13 protein-coding genes are annotated in these 18,712 nt (G+C 69.2%); 11 read left to right on the plus strand and 2 right to left on the minus strand.

Annotated features, from left to right (window positions below; translation table 11 throughout):
* Position 1: 1 nt before the first annotated feature.
* The gene (locus tag IEY79_RS24115; protein WP_373292609.1) at positions 2-1,960 is read right to left on the minus strand and encodes a molybdopterin oxidoreductase family protein; all 1,959 of its coding nucleotides are present in this window, start codon (positions 1,958-1,960) and stop codon (positions 2-4) included.
* Between the two features lie 156 nt (positions 1,961-2,116).
* On the minus strand, positions 2,117-3,088 hold the full coding sequence (locus IEY79_RS24120; RefSeq protein WP_189109675.1) for a 2-dehydropantoate 2-reductase: 972 nt from the start codon (positions 3,086-3,088) through the stop codon (positions 2,117-2,119).
* A 193-nt stretch (positions 3,089-3,281) separates the two neighbouring features.
* Between IEY79_RS24120 and IEY79_RS24125 the strand changes: the two genes are divergently transcribed.
* The 11 genes from IEY79_RS24125 (at position 3,282) to IEY79_RS24175 (ending at position 18,524) form a co-directional block, all read left to right on the plus strand.
* Entirely contained in the window at positions 3,282-4,658 is a 1,377-nt protein-coding gene (locus IEY79_RS24125; RefSeq protein ID WP_189109676.1) for an L-lactate MFS transporter, read from the plus strand.
* Entirely contained in the window at positions 4,621-4,767 is a 147-nt protein-coding gene (locus IEY79_RS24130; RefSeq protein ID WP_189109677.1) for an MFS transporter small subunit, read from the plus strand. Before IEY79_RS24125 ends, IEY79_RS24130 begins: the two co-directional genes overlap by 38 nt.
* A gap of 197 nt (positions 4,768-4,964) precedes the next feature.
* Positions 4,965-5,912, plus strand: a complete 948-nt coding sequence (locus tag IEY79_RS24135; RefSeq protein ID WP_189109678.1) for a beta-ketoacyl-ACP synthase III — start codon at positions 4,965-4,967, stop codon at positions 5,910-5,912.
* Positions 5,913-6,005: 93 nt separating this feature from the next.
* Positions 6,006-6,689, plus strand: coding sequence for a GntR family transcriptional regulator (locus IEY79_RS24140; RefSeq protein ID WP_078494123.1), 684 nt, complete (start codon positions 6,006-6,008; stop codon positions 6,687-6,689).
* Between the two features lie 262 nt (positions 6,690-6,951).
* A complete protein-coding gene (locus IEY79_RS24145; RefSeq protein ID WP_189109679.1) occupies positions 6,952-8,133 on the plus strand; it encodes an ROK family transcriptional regulator in 1,182 nt (393 codons plus the stop codon).
* Positions 8,134-8,352: 219 nt separating this feature from the next.
* On the plus strand, positions 8,353-9,885 hold the full coding sequence (locus IEY79_RS24150) for a sugar ABC transporter ATP-binding protein (protein WP_189109680.1): 1,533 nt from the start codon (positions 8,353-8,355) through the stop codon (positions 9,883-9,885).
* Positions 9,882-10,955, plus strand: a complete 1,074-nt coding sequence (locus IEY79_RS24155; RefSeq protein WP_189109681.1) for an ABC transporter permease — start codon at positions 9,882-9,884, stop codon at positions 10,953-10,955. Before IEY79_RS24150 ends, IEY79_RS24155 begins: the two co-directional genes overlap by 4 nt.
* A gap of 79 nt (positions 10,956-11,034) precedes the next feature.
* Entirely contained in the window at positions 11,035-12,069 is a 1,035-nt protein-coding gene (locus tag IEY79_RS24160) for a substrate-binding domain-containing protein (RefSeq protein ID WP_189109682.1), read from the plus strand.
* A gap of 174 nt (positions 12,070-12,243) precedes the next feature.
* A complete protein-coding gene (locus IEY79_RS24165) occupies positions 12,244-13,470 on the plus strand; it encodes a Gfo/Idh/MocA family protein (protein WP_189109683.1) in 1,227 nt (408 codons plus the stop codon).
* A gap of 12 nt (positions 13,471-13,482) precedes the next feature.
* Positions 13,483-14,487 (plus strand): sugar phosphate isomerase/epimerase family protein, encoded by a 1,005-nt coding sequence (locus tag IEY79_RS24170; RefSeq protein WP_189109684.1) that lies wholly within the window; start codon positions 13,483-13,485, stop codon positions 14,485-14,487.
* A 335-nt stretch (positions 14,488-14,822) separates the two neighbouring features.
* Entirely contained in the window at positions 14,823-18,524 is a 3,702-nt protein-coding gene (locus tag IEY79_RS24175; protein ID WP_229701080.1) for a ThuA domain-containing protein, read from the plus strand.
* Positions 18,525-18,712: the final 188 nt, after the last annotated feature.

Consider the following 18,712-nt stretch of genomic DNA (forward strand, 5'->3'; position numbering starts at 1 on the left):
CTCAGCTCCTCGCCGCTGTCGCGGACATCTCTGTCACATATCCGGGCAACTTCTCGATCCGGATGGCCGACGCCTTGAACTCGGCGGTGCCGGCGATCGGGCAGTTCGCCTCGATCGTCAGCTGGTTGGTGTCCACCTCGTCCGGGAAGTGCATGGTCATGAAGGCCAGCCCGGGACGGAGCCCCGGGTCGATCCACACCGGCGCCCGCACCGTGCCGCGCCGTGAGGAGATCTGGACCTCCTCGCCGACCTGGACGCCGTACTTCTCCGCGTCCTCCGGGCACAGCTCCAGATACTCGCCGCGGCGCATCGGGGAGGCGAAACTCCCGCTCTGCACACCGGTGTTGTACGAGTCGAGCCGGCGCCCGGTGGTGAGCCTGATCGGATACTGATCATCCGTCAGATCCACCGGCGGGTCGTGCTTGACGATGCCGAACGGGGCGAGCCTGCCGCGCTTGGCGGGGTCCGCCTCCCACAACCTGCCGTGCAGATAGGTGGGTTCGAGCCGCTCGGTGTCGGGGCACGGCCACTGGATGCCGTGGTGCTCGACCAGCCGGTCGTACGTCATCCCGTAGTGGTCGGGCGACAGGTCGCGCAGCTCGTTCCAGACGGTCTCGGCGTCCGCGAACTTCCACGGATGCCCGAGCCGGGCGGCCAGGTCGCAGATGATGTCGATGTCCTCGCGTGCCTCGCCCGGCGGTTCGATCGCCTTGCGGACGCGCTGGACCCGGCGCTCGCTGTTGGTGGTGGTGCCGTCCGTCTCGCACCACGCGGCGGTCGCGGGCAGGATCACGTCCGCCAGTTCCGCCGTCTTGGTGTGGAAGATGTCCTGCACCACCAGGAAGTCGAGCGCCTTCAGCCGCTCCACGGCCTGCTCGCTGTCGGCCTCGGACTGCGCGGGGTTCTCGCCGATGCAGTAGACGGCCTTGAGGTCGCCGGTCTCCATCGCCTCGAACATGTCGGTCAGGTTGAGGCCGTAGTGGGGCTGGATCACGGTGTCCCACGCGGTCTCGAACTTCTGCCGGATCTCGGGTTCGAGGATGTCCTGGAAGCCCGGCAGCCGGTTGGGGATGGCCCCCATGTCGCCGCCGCCCTGCACGTTGTTCTGCCCGCGCAGGGGCTGGACCCCGGAGCCGTACCGCCCGACGTGCCCGGTGAGCAGCGACAGGTTGATCAGCGCCCGGACGTTGTCCGTGCCGTTGTGGTGCTCGGTGATGCCGAGCGTCCAGCACAGCTGGGCCCGCTCGGCGCGGGCGTAGGCGTGGGCGAGGTCGCGGATCGCCGCGGCGGGTACGCCCGTGACCTTCTCGGCCACGCCGAGGGTCCACGGCTCGACCTCGGCCGCGTACTCGTCGAAGCCGGTCGTGGCCTGCTCGATGAACGCCTTGTTGTGCAGCCCCGCGTGGATGATCTCGCGGCCGACGGCGTGCGCCAGCGGGATGTCCGTGCCGACGTTGAGCCCCATCCAGCTCTCGGCCCACTCGGCCGTGGAGGTGCGGCGGGGGTCGACGGCGTACATCCGCGCGCCGTTCCTGATGCCCTTGAGCACATGCTGGAAGAAGATCGGGTGCGCGAAACGGGCGTTGGAGCCCCACATCACGATCAGGTCCGTGTGCTCGACCTCCTCGTAGGAGGAGGTGCCGCCGCCGGAGCCGAAGGCCGCGGAGAGGCCCGCGACGCTCGGTGCGTGACACGTCCGGTTACAGGAGTCGACGTTGTTGGTGCCCATCACCACTCGCGCGAACTTCTGCGCGACGTAGTTCATCTCGTTCGTGGCCCGGGCGCACGAGAACATTCCGAACGCACCGCGCGCGGCGGCCAGCCCGGCGGCTGCCCGGTCCAGTGCTTCCTCCCAGGTCGCCCGCCGGAACGGGCCGCCCTTCTCGTCCCGTACCAGCGGGTGTTCGAGCCTGGCGTAGGTCTTCGGCGTGCGATCCCGCCTTCTTGCGCTGCTTTTCACGCTGCGCTCCCTCATGAGTCATGGCTTGTGGCCGCGCCATTGCATACAGTATCCCGATGGCCGTCGTGAAGCGGAAGTCTTACGTACGGGTTTTGTGAGGGACCGGAGCCTTCAACGGGCCGCGCGCGGCCCGTTGAAGGCTCCGGTCGACGGCGGTCAGGCGGCCACACCCCGCGCCAGCAGGTCCGAGATGGCGTCGACCGTGCGAAGCGTCGGCACCTCGATGCCGCACATGGCGGCGAGTTCGACGACCGCCGCGAGCAGCACGTCGAGCTCCATCGGCTTCCCCTTCTCCAGGTCCTGGAGCGTGGAGGTCCGGTGGTCCCCGACCCGTTCCGCGCCGGCCAGCCGGCGTTCGACGGAGATGTCGGGGTGGCAGCCGAGCGCCTCGGCGACCCGGAGCGTCTCGGTCATCATCAGCTCGATGACCTCGCGTGTGCTGCGGTGCAGACACATCTCCCGCATCGTGGCGCGGGTCAGCGCGCTGATCGGGTTGAAGGAGATGTTGCCGAGGAGCTTGATCCAGATTTCATCGCGGAGTTCGGCCTCGACCGGACATTTGAGCCCGCCCGCCCGCATGGCCTCACTGAACTCCTTGGTGCGCGGCGAGAGCGACCGGTCCGGCTCCCCGATGGAGAACCGGGTGCCTTCCAGGTGCCGTACGACTCCGGGCCCTTCCAGCTCCGTCGCCGCGTAGACCACACAGCCGATGGCGCGCTCCGGCGGCAGGACCGCGCTGACCGAGCCGCCGGGGTCGACGCTCTCGATACGGCGGCCGTCGTGCGGGCCGCCGTGCTGGTGGAAGTACCACCAGGGGATGCCGTTCTGCGCGGCGATGACCGCCGTGTGGTCCTGGAGCAGAGGCGCGATGAGCGGCCCGCACGCCGCGTACGAATTCGCCTTGAGGCCCAGGAACACGTGGTCGACCGGCCCGATGTCGGCCGGGTCGTCGGTGGCGTGCACCCGCGCGGTCCAATCACCGCGCGGGCTGTACACCCGGACTCCGTGCTGCCTCATGGCCGCCAGATGCGGTCCACGGGCGATGAGATGGACTTCGGCGCCTGCGCGATCCAGCGCGGCTCCGACATAGGCGCCGATCGCACCGGCGCCGACGACTGCGACTTTCACCGTGGGGCTCTCCGTTCGCTTTGAGGGTGTTGAGAGAAGCGCAGGAATCAGGGAAGAGACACACTTTGCCCACGATATATTGTCTACAGTATGGAATAACTGCCGACAAGAGTTCTGTCGTCGGCATACGGTCGACCTGGAACAGGTAAAAGATCTTCCCAAACGGTGGGAACGGTTCCTAGAGTTCGCGACCATGACCCCACCACTCGCCCCGGTCGGCTGGAGCCGCTGGCTGGTACCCCCCGCCGCGCTCTCGGTGCACCTCTCGATCGGTCAGGCCTACGCATGGAGCGTGTTCAAGCCGCCGCTGGAATCCGCTCTCGACCTCTCAGGCACCCAGAGCGCCCTCCCCTTCCAGCTGGGCATCGTGATGCTCGGCCTCTCGGCCGCGTTCGGCGGCACCCTCGTCGAACGCAACGGCCCCCGCTGGGCGATGACCGTCGCCCTCATCTGCTTCTCGTCCGGTTTCCTGCTGTCCGCGCTCGGCGCGGCGACCGAACAGTTCTGGCTGATCGTCTTCGGCTACGGCTTCGTCGGCGGCATCGGACTCGGCATCGGGTACATCTCGCCCGTCTCCACGCTGATCAAGTGGTTCCCCGACCGGCCGGGAATGGCCACCGGTATCGCGATCATGGGATTCGGCGGCGGCGCGCTCATCGCGTCGCCGTGGTCCGCGCAGATGCTGGAGTCGTTCGGCTCCACCAGTGACGGCATCGCCAAGGCCTTCCTCGTGCACGGTCTGGTCTACGCGGTCTTCATGCTGCTCGGCGTCCTGCTGATCCGCGTACCGCGCCCGGACGCGGCGCCGAAGGCGGCGCCCGCACCCGCGTCGGCCCTGATAACCACGGCCCAGGTCTCCGCGAACTCGGCTGTCCGCACACCGCAGTTCTGGCTGCTCTGGGTCGTCCTGTGTATGAACGTCACCGCGGGCATCGGCATCCTGGAGAAGGCCGCGCCGATGATCACGGACTTCTTCGCGGAGACCGACACGCCGGTCTCCGTCTCGGCCGCGGCCGGTTTCGTCGCCCTGCTGTCGGCGGCCAACATGGCCGGGCGCATCGGCTGGTCGTCCACCTCCGACGTGATCGGCCGGAAGAACACCTACCGCGTCTATCTGGGTGTCGGCGCCCTGATGTATCTGCTCATCGCGCAGTTCGGCGACTCCTCCAAGCCGCTCTTCATCATCTGCGCGCTGGTGATCCTCTCCTTCTACGGAGGCGGCTTCGCGACCGTCCCCGCGTACCTCAAGGACCTGTTCGGCACCTACCAGGTGGGCGCGATCCACGGACGGCTGCTCACCGCCTGGTCGGCGGCCGGCGTCCTCGGCCCGCTCATCGTCAACCGGGTGGCCGACAGCCAGGAGGAGGCGGGCAAGAGCGGGCCCGGACTGTACGGGCTCTCGCTGACCATCATGATCGGGCTGCTCGTCGTCGGTTTCGTCGCGAACGAGCTGGTCCGCCCCGTACACCCGCGCCACCACCGGCCGGAGAACAGCACCGGCGCGGAGCCGGAAGAACCGAAGGAGGCCGCCGATGACCACAGCACCGGAGAGCGGGAGCGCAGTGCCTGAGTCCCGGCGAACCGCGCTGATCGTCTTCGCCTGGCTCTGGGTGGGCGCCCCACTCGCGTACGGTCTGTACGAACTGGTCCGCAAGGCCACCCAGCTGTTCACCGGGTGACCTGGGAACCGCCGTTCGGATCGTGCCGGGCCCATGGGCCCGCGGGCGATTCGAACGGCGGTCACCCGGACGACGCCTGATGATCCGGAGTCTCCAAGAGGAGGCGGGGAATCCTGTTGGGTCGCCTGCCCCCGTACTCGTGAGTCGCTGACGAGACTGGGAATCTCCTGACGTCGACCGAGAAGGAGGTCCCGGGGATGACCGGCACTCGTATCGCCGCGCTGGGGCACTACCAGCCCGCCAAGGTGCTCACCAACGACGACCTGGCGGCCATGGTCGACACCAGTGATGAGTGGATCAGGAGCCGCGTCGGCATCAGAACACGGCATGTGGCCGGGCCCGACGAGCCGGTGGACGAGCTGGCGGCGCACGCCGCCGCCAAGGCACTCGCCGCGGCCGGCCTCACGCCCACGGACATCGACCTCGTCCTGGTCGCCACCTCCACCGCGATCGACCGGTCCCCGAACATGGCCGCCCGTGTCGCCGCCCGGCTCTCCATGGGCTCACCGGCCGTGATGGACCTCAACGTGGTCTGCGCCGGTTTCACCCACGCGCTCGCCACCGCGGACCACGCCGTACGGGCCGGAGCGGCGACCCGCGCGCTCGTCATCGGCGCGGACAAGATGGCCGACATCGCCGACTGGACCGACCGCTCCACCTGCGTCCTGCTCGGTGACGGCGCGGGCGCGGCGGTCGTCGAGGCGGTCCGGCCGGACGAGGAGCCGGGCATCGGCCCGGTGCTGTGGGGCTCGGTCCCCGAGATGGGCAACGCCGTACGGATCGAGGGCACCCCGCCCCGCTTCGCCCAGGAGGGCCAGTCCGTCTACCGCTGGGCCACCACCCGGCTGCCGCCGATCGCCCGCAAGGTGTGCGAGCGCGCGGGCATCGCCCCCGAGGACCTGGCCGCCGTCGTGCTGCACCAGGCCAATCTGCGGATCATCGAACCCGTCGCCCAGAAGATCGGCGCGGTCAACGCCGTCATCGCGCGCGATGTCGTGGACTCCGGAAACACCTCGGCCGCGTCCATCCCCATGGCGCTGTCCAAACTGGTGGAGCGCGGTGAGGTGGAATCGGGCGCTCCCGCGCTCCTCTTCGGGTTTGGCGGGAATCTCTCTTACGCCGGCCAGGTCATCCGCTGCCCCTGAGCGCTACGGTTCTCGGTAGACTGTAGACGATAGCCAATCGTTGCCGTCTGTTGCCGGGGTCTTTGCCGCAGATCAGCCAGGATGGGGGACCGCATGTTGTCCGCAGGACTGCCACAGGGCTCAGTGCCCAAGCTCGAACGCCCCGGCCCGCTGCGCGAGCGCGTCTACGAGGCCCTGCTGGAGCTCATCACCGTCCGCCAACTGCGGCCGGGACAGCATCTGGTGGAGAGCGAACTCGCCGGTCATCTCGGCGTGTCCCGGCAGCCGGTACGCGAGGCACTCCAGCGGCTGAACACCGAGGGGTGGGTCGATCTCCGGCCCGCCCAGGGCGCGTTCGTCCATGAGCCGACCGAGGCGGAGGCCGACCAGCTGCTCTCCGTCCGTACGCTCCTTGAGGCCGAGGCGGCGAGGCTTGCCGCCGCGAACTCGGGCTCGGCGGGCATCGCCGCGCTGGAGGCGCTCTGCGCCAAGGGCGAGCAGTCGGTGGCCGACGACGACGTGGATCTCACGGTCGCGACGAACGCGGCGTTCCACGCGAAGGTGATGGAGCTGGCGGGAAACGTTGTCCTGGCGGAGCTCGCGGCGCAGGTGGACCGCCGGGTGCGCTGGTACTACACACCGGTGGCGCGGCAGCGCGGCAAGCAGTCCTGGATCGAGCACCGGGCCCTGATCGCGGCGATCTCGGCACGGGACGAGCGCGCGGCCACGGAGGTCATGCGCTCCCACACGGAGCAGACGCGCACCACGTACCACCACCGCGGGGACACCCAGGTCTGACCGTATTCGCACGTGTGCAGTCGCAGAGCGAGGCGCCTCCGCCCGGTCGGGGAGGCGTCTTTCGTATGTCCGGCGACGGATCATGGGCCAGGTGCCGCGAAACGCCTTTGTCCTGACTGTGGAGAAAGTTAGGAGCGATTCCTGCTCAACTTCTTCCCACTCGGGGAAAGCGCTGCTACGTTCCCCTCGAAAGCCCGTCGAAACGACACCGACGTAGCGACGCATCACACAGCCGAGAGGCGGGGAGGGGCGCGTGAGACGTATGACCGCACGACCCGCGAACGCTCATCAGGCGCGACTGCTCCGGCTCTTGCGTGACGGTGGGCCCAACTCCCGCGCCCAGCTCGGCGATCAGGTCGACCTCTCCCGCTCCAAGCTCGCCGTCGAGGTCGACCGGCTGCTGGAGACAGGGCTCGTCGTCGCCGACGGACTCGCGGCGTCGCGCGGCGGCCGCCGCTCTCACAACATCCGGCTCGCGCCCGCCCTCCGCTTCCTCGGGGTGGACATCGGCGCCACGTCCATCGACGTCGCCGTCACCAACGCCGAACTCGAAGTGCTCGGACACGTCAACCATCCCATGGACGTCCGCGAGGGCCCGGTCGCCGTCTTCGAGCAGGTGCTCGCGATGGCCGCCAAGCTCAGGGCCTCGGGCCTCGCCGACGGTTACGACGGCGCCGGCATCGGCGTTCCGGGTCCGGTCCGCTTCCCCGAAGGCGTCCCGGTCGCGCCACCGATCATGCCCGGCTGGGACGGTTTCCCCGTACGCGAGGCCCTCAGCCAGGACCTCGGCTGCCCCGTCATGGTCGACAACGACGTGAATCTGATGGCGATGGGCGAGCAGCACGCGGGCGTCGCACGCTCCGTGGGCGACTTCCTCTGCGTCAAGATCGGTACCGGTATCGGCTGCGGCATCGTGGTCGGCGGCGAGGTCTACCGGGGCACCACCGGCAGCGCGGGCGACATCGGCCATATCCGGGTCGAGCCCGACGGGCGCGCCTGTGTCTGCGGCAACAGGGGTTGCCTGGAAGCCCACTTCAGCGGTGCCGCGCTGGCCAGGGACGCCGAGGACGCCGCCCGTACGGGCCGTTCCGCCGAACTCGCCGCGCGCCTCGAAGCGGCCGGCCGGCTCACCGCCGCCGATGTCGCCGTGGCCGCCGCGGCCGGCGACCCCACCGCCCTCCACCTCATCCGCGAGGGCGGCAACCGGGTCGGCCAGGTCATCGCCGGACTCGTCAGCTTCTTCAACCCGGCCCTCGTCGTGATCGGCGGCGGGGTGACCGGCCTCGGCCACACCCTGCTGGCCAGCGTCCGCACCCAGGTCTACCGCCAGTCGCTCCCGCTGGCCACCGGCAATCTTCCCATCGTGCTGGGGGAGTTGGGACCGACCGCCGGAGTCACCGGAGCGGCCCGCCTGATCAGCGACCACCTCTTCTCCCCGGCCTGACCCCGGTGAACCCGGAGCCAGGCCGTACGGCACACGCTTCATCCGCACAACCGAAATAACAGCAAAAGACATAACAAAAGCATCACCGGTCACGGCGTCATCCAGCTCCCGGCGCCACGCGCACCACCCGCACCGAGCCGCACCACCCGCACCTCGCACCGCCCAGTTCCGCACGCCCGCAAGCCCGCTCACCGGCCGCATCCGCCGAGGGGATACGCCATGGCACCAGCACCACCCGAAGGCCACCTGCTCACCATGTCCGGCATCACCAAGCTGTTCCCGGGCGTCCGCGCCCTGGACGGCGTGGACCTGGAGGTCCAGGCAGGCGAAGTCCACTGTCTGCTCGGCCAGAACGGGGCCGGCAAGTCCACACTCATCAAGGTGCTCGCCGGCGCGCACCAGCCCGACGACGGTGTCATCACCTGGCGCGGCGAAGAGGTCCAGCTCAAGTCACCCATCGCGGCGATGAAGCTCGGCATCGCGACCATCTACCAGGAACTCGACCTGGTCGAGGGCCTGTCGGTCGCCGAGAACATCTTCCTCGGGCATGAGCCGACGTCCGCCGGTTTCATCGTCAAGGGCGGCGAGGCCAGGGCCGCCGCCACCGCGCTGCTCGCGCGTCTCGGCCACCCCGAGATCCCCGCGAGCCGGCAGGTCGGTGAACTCTCCGCCGCACACCAGCAGATCGTCTCCATGGCCCGCGCGCTCTCCCACGACGTACGCCTCATCGTGATGGACGAGCCGTCGGCGGCGCTCGACCCGGACGAGGTCGACAACCTCTTCCGTATCGTCGAGACACTCACCGCCGACGGTGTCGCCGTCATCTACATCTCCCACCGGCTGGAGGAGATCCGCCGGATCGGCGACCGGGTGACCGTCATCAAGGACGGCCGTACCGTGGCCGTGGGCCTGCCCGCGAAGGAGACCCCCACCAGCGAGGTCGTCTCCCTGATGACCGGCCGGAAGGTCGCGTACGTCTTCCCCGACCGCCCGTCGGTCGCCGACGCCCCGCGCGGCGAGCCCGTACTGCGGACCGAAGGACTCACCAGGGAGGGCGAGTTCGAACCGGTCGACCTCGAACTGAGGCCCGGCGAGATCGTCGGACTCGCGGGACTCGTGGGCTCGGGACGCTCCGAGATCCTGGAGACCATCTTCGGCGCCCGCAAGCCCACGGCCGGCCGGGTGCTGGTCGACGGCCAGGAGCTGAAGCCCGGCAGTGTCCGCGCCGCCGTACGCGCCGGACTCGGCCTCGCCCCCGAGGAGCGCAAGGCCCAGGCCCTGCTGCTCATCGAGTCGGTCACCCGCAACGTGTCGGTGTCCTCACTCTCCCGGTTCTCCCGCGGCGGCTGGCTCGACAGCTCCGCCGAGCGCAAGGCCGCCAGGGGCGCGACCCAGGAGCTCTCCCTGCGCCCCGACAACCCCGACGCCGTCATCCGCACCCTGTCCGGCGGCAACCAGCAGAAGGCGGTCCTGGCCCGCTGGCTGCTGCGCGGCTGCCGGGTGCTGCTTCTCGACGAACCCACCCGCGGTGTGGACGTCGGCGCGCGCGCCGAGCTCTACGCCGTGATCCGCCGGCTGGCCGACGAAGGCCTCGCCGTACTTCTCGTCTCCAGCGAGGTCCCCGAGGTCCTTGGCCTCGCCGACCGGGTGCTGGTGCTCCGGGAGGGCCGTGTCGTCCACACGTCACCGGCCCAGGAGCTGGACGAGCACCGTGTACTCGACCTTGTGATGGAAGGGAGCCCGACGCCATGAAACAGCCTGCCTCTGAGGCGCAGCAGGGCGGGCCCGACGCCGCACCCGCCGCCGACGCCGCACCCGTGCCGCTGACCAAGCCCGCCGGAAAGACCCCGGGAGGATCCGGGAGCCGGCCGCCGCTCGGGCTGCGTCTCGATTTCCGGACGCTCTCGCTGCTCGGCGTGCTCGCCGTCCTGATAATCGTCGGCGGTGCCACCAAGCCCGACGCGTTCCTGGCGACCAGCAACCTCCAGCTGGTCCTCACCCAGGCGTCGATCATCGGTGTCGTCACCGTCGGCATGACGTTCGTCATCACCAGCGGCGGCATCGACCTGTCGGTCGGCGCGATCGTGGCCCTGGCATCGGTGTGGGCGACAACCCTGGCGACCCAGGAGTACGGCTTCGCCGGCATCCTGTTCACCGCGATCATCGTGGGTCTGGCCTGTGGTCTGGTCAACGGAGTGCTGATCGCGTACGGCGGGATGGCACCGTTCATCGCGACGCTCGCGATCATGGCGTCCGCCCGTGGTCTGGCCCTTCTCATCACCGAAGGCAACACGCAGATCGTCACCCTGAAGTCGGTGCTCGACCTCGCCGCGCGTGACTCGTACATCCTCGGGATCCCACCGCTCGTCATCATCTTCGCGGTGGTGACGGTGGTCGGCTGGCTGCTGCTCAACCGCACGACCTTCGGCCGCCGCACGATCGCGGTCGGCGGCAACGCGGAGGCGACCCGGCTCGCCGGTATCGACGTCCGCAGGCAGCGGCTGTATCTGTATCTGTTCTCCGGCCTGTGCTGCGGTATCGCGGCCTTCATGCTGATCGTGCTCTCCGGCTCCGGACAGAACACGAACGGCAACCTCTACGAGCTCGACGCCATCGCGGCGGCGATCATCGGCGGCACCCTGCTCAGCGGTGGCCGCGGCACGATCGTCGGCTCCGTACTCGGTGTCCTGATCTTCACCACGATCACCAACATCTTCGCGCTCAACAACCTGCAGAGCGACGTCCAGCAGATCGCCAAGGGCGCGATCATCGTGGCCGCCGTACTTGTCCAGAGCCGCACGGCGCGCCACGGCGAGGCCTGACCTCGTTGCCCCGGGGCTCCGCCTCGTAACCGCTTCCGACGTACCGCTCCATCCGCTCACTTGAAGGGGACGAACCGCCATGCCAGAGACGAGCCGCAGAGGCCTGCTGTTCGGCACCGCCGCGATTTCCGCGGGTGCCTTCCTCACCGCCTGCACCAGCAACGAGAAGAAGGACGAGCCCGCGGCGAACGACGAGCCCGCGGCCGACGACAAGCCCGGCAAGCCGGTCACCATCGGCTTCGCCGGCCCCCAGGCCGACCACGGCTGGCTCAACGCGATCAACGACAACGCCCGCAATCAGGCGAAGAAGTACTCGGACGTCACCCTCGACATCACCGAGGGCTCGAACGACACCGCCGCCCAGATCGGCCAGATCGACGCCCTGATCAACAAGAAGGTCGACGTCCTGGTGATCCTGCCGGCCGACGGCAAGGCCCTCACCCAGGCCGGTCTCAAGGCGATGCGCGCGGGCATCCCCGTCATCAACCTGGACCGGATCTTCGCCGACCCGCAGGCGTTCCGCTGCTACGTCGGCGGCGACAACTACGGCATGGGCGTCAACGCCGGCAACTACATCGGCGAGAAGCTGAAGGACAAGGCGGGCGCCACCGTCATCGAACTGTCGGGCCCCGACAGCCTGGAGCTGACCAAGCAGCGCACCCAGGGCTTCGACGACGCGCTCGCGAACTACCCGAACATCAAGAAGGTCGCCCGCCAGGCGGCCGACTTCACCGTCGAGTCCGGCCAGGCCAAGATGGCCCAGCTGCTCCAGGCGCAGTCCAAGTTCGACGCCCTGTGGAACCACGACGACGACCAGGGTGTCGGCGCGCTGCGCGCCATCGACCAGGCCGGCCGTGACGGCTTCCTGATGGTCGGCGGCGCCGGTGCCAAGTCGGCGATGGACGCCATCAAGGCGGACAACAGCGTCCTGAAGGCGACGGTGCTCTACCCGCCGATCATGGCCTCGTCGGCGATCGACCTCGCCCGTGCGCTGGGCCAGGGCAAGGGCGTGAGCGGTATGGCCGGTCTGGAGATCCCGGCCCAGGTCACCCTGTTCTCGGCGGTCGTCGACAAGACGAACATCGACGAGTACCTGCCCCAGGGATTCAGCTGACCGGCTCGCCCAGCCATGGCCTGGCGTGTGGATCCTGCCGGGCTCGCGGTCCCTGGTGCCGCGCCTCGCGGCGTTGCCGTCGGTCCACGGCACCAGACCCCGCTCCCTGATCCGGCCTGATCCACACGCCAGGCCCGAGCCCCCACACGCGCGAGAGACGAGGAGTACTCCCTTATGACCAGCAGGGAAGCGTCGGAGAAGGAAGCCGGCGCACCGCCGCCACTCGGTATCGGCATGATCGGATACTCGTTCATGGGTGCCGCCCACTCCCAGGGCTGGCGCACGGCGGGACATGTCTTCGATCTGCCCATGCGGCCGGAGCTCGCCGCCATCTGCGGGCGGGACGAGGCGGCCGTCGCCAAGGCGGCCGACAAACTGGGCTGGGCCGCCGCCGAGACCGACTGGCGGGACCTCATCGCGCGTGACGACGTGCAGCTGGTCGACATCTGCACGCCGGGGGACAGCCACGCGGAGATCGCCATCGCCGCGCTGGAGGCGGGCAAGCACGTCCTGTGCGAGAAGCCGCTGGCCAACTCGGTGGCCGAGGCCGAGGCCATGGTCCGGGCCGCCGAAGCGGCCAGGTCCCGCGGCCAGTTGGCCATGGTGGGCTTCAACTACCGGCGCGTGCCCGCCATCGCGTACGCCCGCAAGCTGATCGAGGAGGGCAGGCTCGGCGCGCTCCGGCACGTACGGGTCACCTACCTCCAGGACTGGCTGGTCGACGCGGAGTTCCCCCTCACCTGGCGGCTCAAGCGTGAGCACGCGGGCTCGGGGGCGCTCGGCGACCTGGGCGCGCACATCGTGGACCTCGCACAGTTCCTCGCGGGGGAGCCGCTGGTCGGGGTCTCGGCGATGACCGAGACGTTCGTACGGGAGAGGCCGCTGCTCTCCGGGGCGTCGGCCGGTCTCTCGGCGTCCGGCGGTGCGGAGCTCGGCCCGGTCACGGTGGACGACGCAGCCCTGTTCACGGGGCGGCTCGCCTCGGGGGCGCTGGCGTCCTTCGAGGCCACCCGGATGGCGGCGGGACGCAAGAACGCGCTGCGGCTGGAGATCAACGGCGAGCGCGGTTCGCTCGCCTTCGATCTGGAGCGGCTCAACGAGCTGTCGTTCCACGACCAGTCGGAGCCCGCGGTCACCGCGGGATTCCGGCGGATCCTGGTCACCGAGTCCGAGCACCCGTACCTGGACGCCTGGTGGCCGCCGGGCCACGGGCTCGGCTACGAGCACACCTTCGTGCACCAGGCCAAGGATCTGGTCGAGGCGATCGCCGCCGGAACCGATCCCGCGCCCTCCTTCGCCGACGGTCTCCAGGTGCAGCGGGTCCTCGCGGCCGTGGAGGACAGCGCGGAGAAGAACGCCATCTACACATCCGTGCCGGCCCCGTCCGGAATCGAGTCTTGAGGGAAGGTCCGTATGCCACGCCCGTTCACGCTGTTCACCGGCCAGTGGGCCGATCTGCCACTGGAAGAGGTCTGCCGGCTCGCCCGTGACTTCGGTTACGACGGACTGGAACTGGCCTGCTGGGGCGACCACTTCGAGGTCGACAAGGCGCTCACCGACCCCGGCTATCTGGAGAGCCGCCACCAGCTGCTCGACAAGTACGGCCTCAAGTGCTGGGCGATCTCCAACCACTTGGTCAGCCAGGCGGTCTGCGACAGCATCATCGACGAGCGCCACCAGAACATTCTGCCCGGCCGTATCTGGGGCGACGGGGAGCCCGAGGGCGTACGCCAGCGGGCCGCCGCCGAGATCAAGGACACCGCGCGCGCCGCCGCCGCCTTCGGTGTCAACACGGTGATCGGCTTCACCGGTTCGTCGATCTGGCATCTGCTGGCGATGTTCCCGCCGGTGCCGCCCCACATGATCGAGCGCGGCTACGACGACTTCGCGGAGCGGTTCAACCCGATCCTCGACGTCTTCGACACCGAGGGAGTGCGCTTCGCCCACGAGGTCCACCCCGGCGAGATCGCGTACGACTACTGGACGACCAAGCGCGCGCTCGAAGCGGTCGACCACCGGCCCGCGTTCGGGCTGAACTTCGACCCGAGCCACTTCGTCTGGCAGGACCTGGACCCGACCGGATTCCTGTACGACTTCCGGGACCGGATCTACCACGTCGACTGCAAGGAGGCGCGCAAGCGTCTCGACGGCCGCAACGGCAGGCTCGGTTCGCACCTGCCGTGGGGCGACCCGCGGCGCGGCTGGGACTTCGTCTCGGCCGGGCACGGCGACGTGCCGTGGGAGGACGTCTTCCGCATGCTGGGGGCGATCAACTACGAGGGTCCGATCTCGGTGGAGTGGGAGGACGCCGGTATGGACCGGCTCGCCGGCGCCCCCGAGGCGCTCGCGGATCTGAAGCGGTTCGACTTCGACCGGCCGACCGCGTCCTTCGACGCGGCCTTCGGCGGCGGCGAATAGCAGGTCGGCACGGCCCGGCGGGGAGCTTGTCCCCCGCCGGGCCGTCCGGCATGCCCGGAAAGCCCTTTGTCCTGAGGCGGGAAAAAGTTGAACTTCACCGCTGCGCAAGGGCTTTCCGTCTCGGACGAACAGGGTTACGGTCACTGAGATGTACAGGACATGTTGATCTCCGGTGCGACGGCGCGCTCCGGCGAGACAGCAGACCGAGAGCAACAGATGCGGGACCACGGGTGCTTGGACGAGCACTCCCCCCATCCCCCCACCCCGAGGCGAGCGAAGTGCTCCTTTTCTCCTCGGAGACCCGCACGTACCACAGGCATTTCCGGAGGACTCTCGTGCACAGTCAACGACGTCCCAGAGGCCGGACATTTCTCGCACTGCTGACCGGTGCCCTGCTCGCGGGGTCGACCCTCAGCGCCGTTCCGGCCACCGCCGCCGACCCTGGAAGACAAGCCGCCGCCCCCACGTTTCAGCAGGTGACCCTTGCCAAGGGTGCCGAAGAAGCAGGCGAGCCCATGACCCTCGCGGTCCTGCCGGACCGCCGCGTCCTGCACACCTCGCGCGACGGCACACTCCGTATCACCGACGAGGGCGGCACCACCAAGGTGTCCGGCACCCTCGACGTCTACAGCCATGACGAGGAAGGTCTGCAAGGAGTCGGGGTCGACCCCGGCTTCGCCCAGAACCGGGCGATCTACCTCTATTACGCGCCCGAACTCGACACCCCCGCGGGCGACGCGCCCGAGACGGGCACCGCCGCCGACTTCGCCCCCTTCGACGGGGTCAACCGGCTCTCGCGCTTCACGCTGAACGAGGACGGAACCCTCGACAAGGCGAGCGAGAAGAAGGTCCTCGACGTCCCCGCCTCGCGTGGCACCTGCTGCCATGTCGGCGGCGACATCGCCTTCGACGCGGAGGGCAACCTGTACCTGTCGACCGGCGACGACACCAACCCGTTCGCCTCCGACGGCTACAGCCCGATCGACGACCGTCCGAACCGCAACCCCGCGTTCGACGCCCGCCGTTCGGCCGGCAACAGCAACGACCTGCGCGGCAAGGTCCTGCGTATCAAGGTCGCGGACGACGGCTCGTACACAGTCCCCGAGGGCAATCTCTTCGCCCCCGGCACGGAGAAGACGAAGCCCGAGATCTACGCCATGGGCTTCCGCAACCCGTTCCGGATCTCCGTCGACAAGGAGACGGGCGTCGTCTACGTCGGCGACTACGGTCCCGACGCGGGCGCGGCCGACCCGGACCGCGGACCGGCCGGCCAGGTCGAGTTCGCCCGCGTCACCGAGGCGGGCAACTTCGGCTGGCCGTACTGCACCGGCGACAACGAGCCCTTCAAGGACTTCGACTTCGCCACCAACACCTCCGGCGCGGCCTTCGACTGTGCGGCCCCCAGGAACGACTCGCCGCACAACACCGGTCTCACCGAACTGCCGCCGTCCCAGGCCGCCTGGATCCCGTACAACGGGAACAGCGTCCCGGAGTTCGGCGACGGCTCCGAGTCCCCGATGGGCGGTCCCGTCTACAACTACGACGCGGACCTCGACTCGCAGGTCAAGTTCCCCGAGGAGTACGACGGGAACTTCTTCGCCGGTGAGTTCGGCCGCAAGTGGATCAAGCGCATCGACCAGGGTGCCGACGGCACCGTCAACTCGATCAACGACTTCCCCTGGGCCGGCACCCAGGTCATGGACCAGGAGTTCGGCCCCGACGGCGCGCTCTACGTCCTGGACTACGGCACCGGTTACTTCGGCGGCGACGAGAACTCGGCGCTCTACCGCATCGAGAACGCCACCGAGGGCTACGCGCCGGTCGCCGTTGCCGCCGCGGACAAGACGTCGGGCACCGGACCGCTGGAGGTGGCCTTCTCCTCGGAGGGCACCGAGGACGCGGACGGTGACGAGCTGACGTACGCCTGGGACTTCGGTGACGGCGGAACCTCCACCGAGGCCAACCCGACCCACACCTTCGAGGAGAACGGCACCTACTCGGCGACCGTCACCGCGAAGGACCCGGGAGGGCTCACCGGCACCGCGTCCGTGCAGGTCGTCGTCGGCAACACCGCGCCCGTGGTGAAGCTGGACCTGCCCGCGCCCGGCACGCTCTTCAACTTCGGTGACGAGCTGCCCTTCAAGGTCACCGTGACCGATCCCGAGGACGGTCAGGACATCGACTGCTCCAAGGTCACCGTCCGCTACATCCTCGGTCATGACAGCCACGGTCACCCGATCACCTCGAAGACCGGCTGCGAGGGCACCATCACGGCGCCCGCGGACGCCGAGCACGATCCCAACGCGAACATCTTCGGAGTGATCGACGCCGAGTACACCGACGGCGGGGGCGGCGGCCAGGCCTCGCTCACCGGTCACGGCCAGTCCGAGATCCAGCCGAGGCACCGTCAGGCGGAGCACGCCAACGACTCGTCCGGCACCACCGTGACGGACCGTGAGGGAGCCAACGGCGGCAAGACCGTCGGCGGTATCTCCGACGGCGACTGGATCTCCTTCGAGCCGTACCACCTGGCCGGGGCCTCCAAGCTGACCGCCCGGGTCTCGTCCGGCGGCGCCGGCGGCACCCTGGAGGTGCGTACGGGCGCGGCCGACGGCGAGCTCCTCGGCTCGGCCGAGGTGCCCGTCACCGGCGGCTGGACCACGTTCGAGGACGTCGAGGTGACGTTGACCGGTGCCCCCGCGGAGACCACCGATCTCGTCCTGGGCTTCAAGGGCGGCGAGGGCGACCTCTTCGACGTGGACGACTTCGAGATCACCGGGGAGGCACCCGCCGAGGCGGGCGAGCGGGTCCTGGTCTTCTCCAAGACCGCGGGCTTCCGCCACGACTCCATCGAGGCCGGCACAGCGGCCCTGAAGGAGCTGGGGGAGTCGGCCGACATCGCGGTCGAGTCCACGGAGGACGCGGGCGCCTTCACGGCCGAGAACCTCGCCGGCTACGACGCGGTGGCGTTCCTGTCCACCACCGGTGACGTACTGAGCACCGAGCAGCAGACGGCGTTCGAGGAGTACGTCGCCTCGGGCGGCGGCTACCTGGGTATTCACGCCGCCGCCGACACCGAGTACGACTGGGAGTTCTACGGCGGCCTGGTGGGGGCCTACTTCGACTCCCATCCGGCGATCCAGCCCGCCACCGTGAAGGTCGAGGACCACGAGCACCCGGCAACGGCCCATCTGGAGGACACCTGGGACCGTACGGACGAGTGGTACAACTACCGCACCAACCCCCGTGAACAGGCCCGGGTACTCGCCTCGCTGGACGAGTCGAGCTACGAGGGCGGCAACATGGGCGGCGACCACCCCATCGCCTGGTGCCAGACGTACGAGGGCGGCCGGTCCTTCTACACCGGAGGCGGCCACACCAAGGAGTCGTACGCCGAACCGGCCTTCCGCGACCATCTGCTCGGCGGCCTGAAGTACGCCACCGGACAGGTCGAGGCGGACTGCACCCCGGCCGGCACCGACCCGGACCCCGGGTACACGCCCATCTTCGACGGCGAGACGCTGGACGGCTGGAAGCAGGCCGGGCCGGGGCGGTTCGCGGTCGTCGACGGTGAACTGCGCTCCGAGGGCGGCATGGGCCTGCTCTGGTACGAGGCGAAGGAACTGTCCTCGTACTCGCTCACGCTCGACTGGAAGATGGACGGCGACGACAACTCCGGTGTCTTCGTGGGCTTCCCGGCCTCCGACGACGTCAACTCGGCCGTGAACAACGGCTACGAGGTCCAGATCGACGCCACCGACGCCGACGACCGCACCACGGGATCGGTGTACGGATTTAAGGCCGCCGACATCGAGGCCAGGGACAAGGCGCTCAAGCCGCCGGGTGAGTGGAACAGCTATGAGCTCAGGGTCGACGGGGAGCGCCTCCAGGTGTTCCTCAACGGGGTCGCGATCAACGACTTCACCAACACCGACCCGGTCCGGAGCCTGAAGGACGGTCACATCGGCCTGCAGAACCACGGGGCCGACGACCAGGTGTCGTTCCGGAACATCCAGCTCAAGGAGGGGCCCGTGTAAGCGGCACGGTGCGGTGACAGGGACGTGCCCGGCGGTGGTCAGAAGCCATCGCCGGGCCGTCCGGTCTGCCATTTCTGCCTTTGTCCTCAACTGGGAAAAAGTTGAACCCAATTGCTGCGCAAGGTCTTTCCGGCGCGGACCAACCGGGCTAACGTCCAGCGAGATGTAGGGGACACGTTGCTGGCACA

The organism is Streptomyces camponoticapitis, assembly GCF_014646115.1.
Classification (GTDB): Bacteria; Actinomycetota; Actinomycetes; order Streptomycetales; family Streptomycetaceae; genus Streptomyces; species Streptomyces camponoticapitis.

Coding starts and splice junctions, on each gene's coding strand:
- IEY79_RS24125 (WP_189109676.1), top strand. CDS start 3,282: ATGACCCCACCACTCGCCCCGGTCGGCTGGAGCCGCTGGCTGGTACCC.
- IEY79_RS24130 (WP_189109677.1), top strand. CDS start 4,621: ATGACCACAGCACCGGAGAGCGGGAGCGCAGTGCCTGAGTCCCGGCGA.
- IEY79_RS24135 (WP_189109678.1), top strand. CDS start 4,965: ATGACCGGCACTCGTATCGCCGCGCTGGGGCACTACCAGCCCGCCAAG.
- IEY79_RS24140 (WP_078494123.1), top strand. CDS start 6,006: ATGTTGTCCGCAGGACTGCCACAGGGCTCAGTGCCCAAGCTCGAACGC.
- IEY79_RS24145 (WP_189109679.1), top strand. CDS start 6,952: ATGACCGCACGACCCGCGAACGCTCATCAGGCGCGACTGCTCCGGCTC.
- IEY79_RS24150 (WP_189109680.1), top strand. CDS start 8,353: ATGGCACCAGCACCACCCGAAGGCCACCTGCTCACCATGTCCGGCATC.
- IEY79_RS24155 (WP_189109681.1), top strand. CDS start 9,882: ATGAAACAGCCTGCCTCTGAGGCGCAGCAGGGCGGGCCCGACGCCGCA.
- IEY79_RS24160 (WP_189109682.1), top strand. CDS start 11,035: ATGCCAGAGACGAGCCGCAGAGGCCTGCTGTTCGGCACCGCCGCGATT.
- IEY79_RS24165 (WP_189109683.1), top strand. CDS start 12,244: ATGACCAGCAGGGAAGCGTCGGAGAAGGAAGCCGGCGCACCGCCGCCA.
- IEY79_RS24170 (WP_189109684.1), top strand. CDS start 13,483: ATGCCACGCCCGTTCACGCTGTTCACCGGCCAGTGGGCCGATCTGCCA.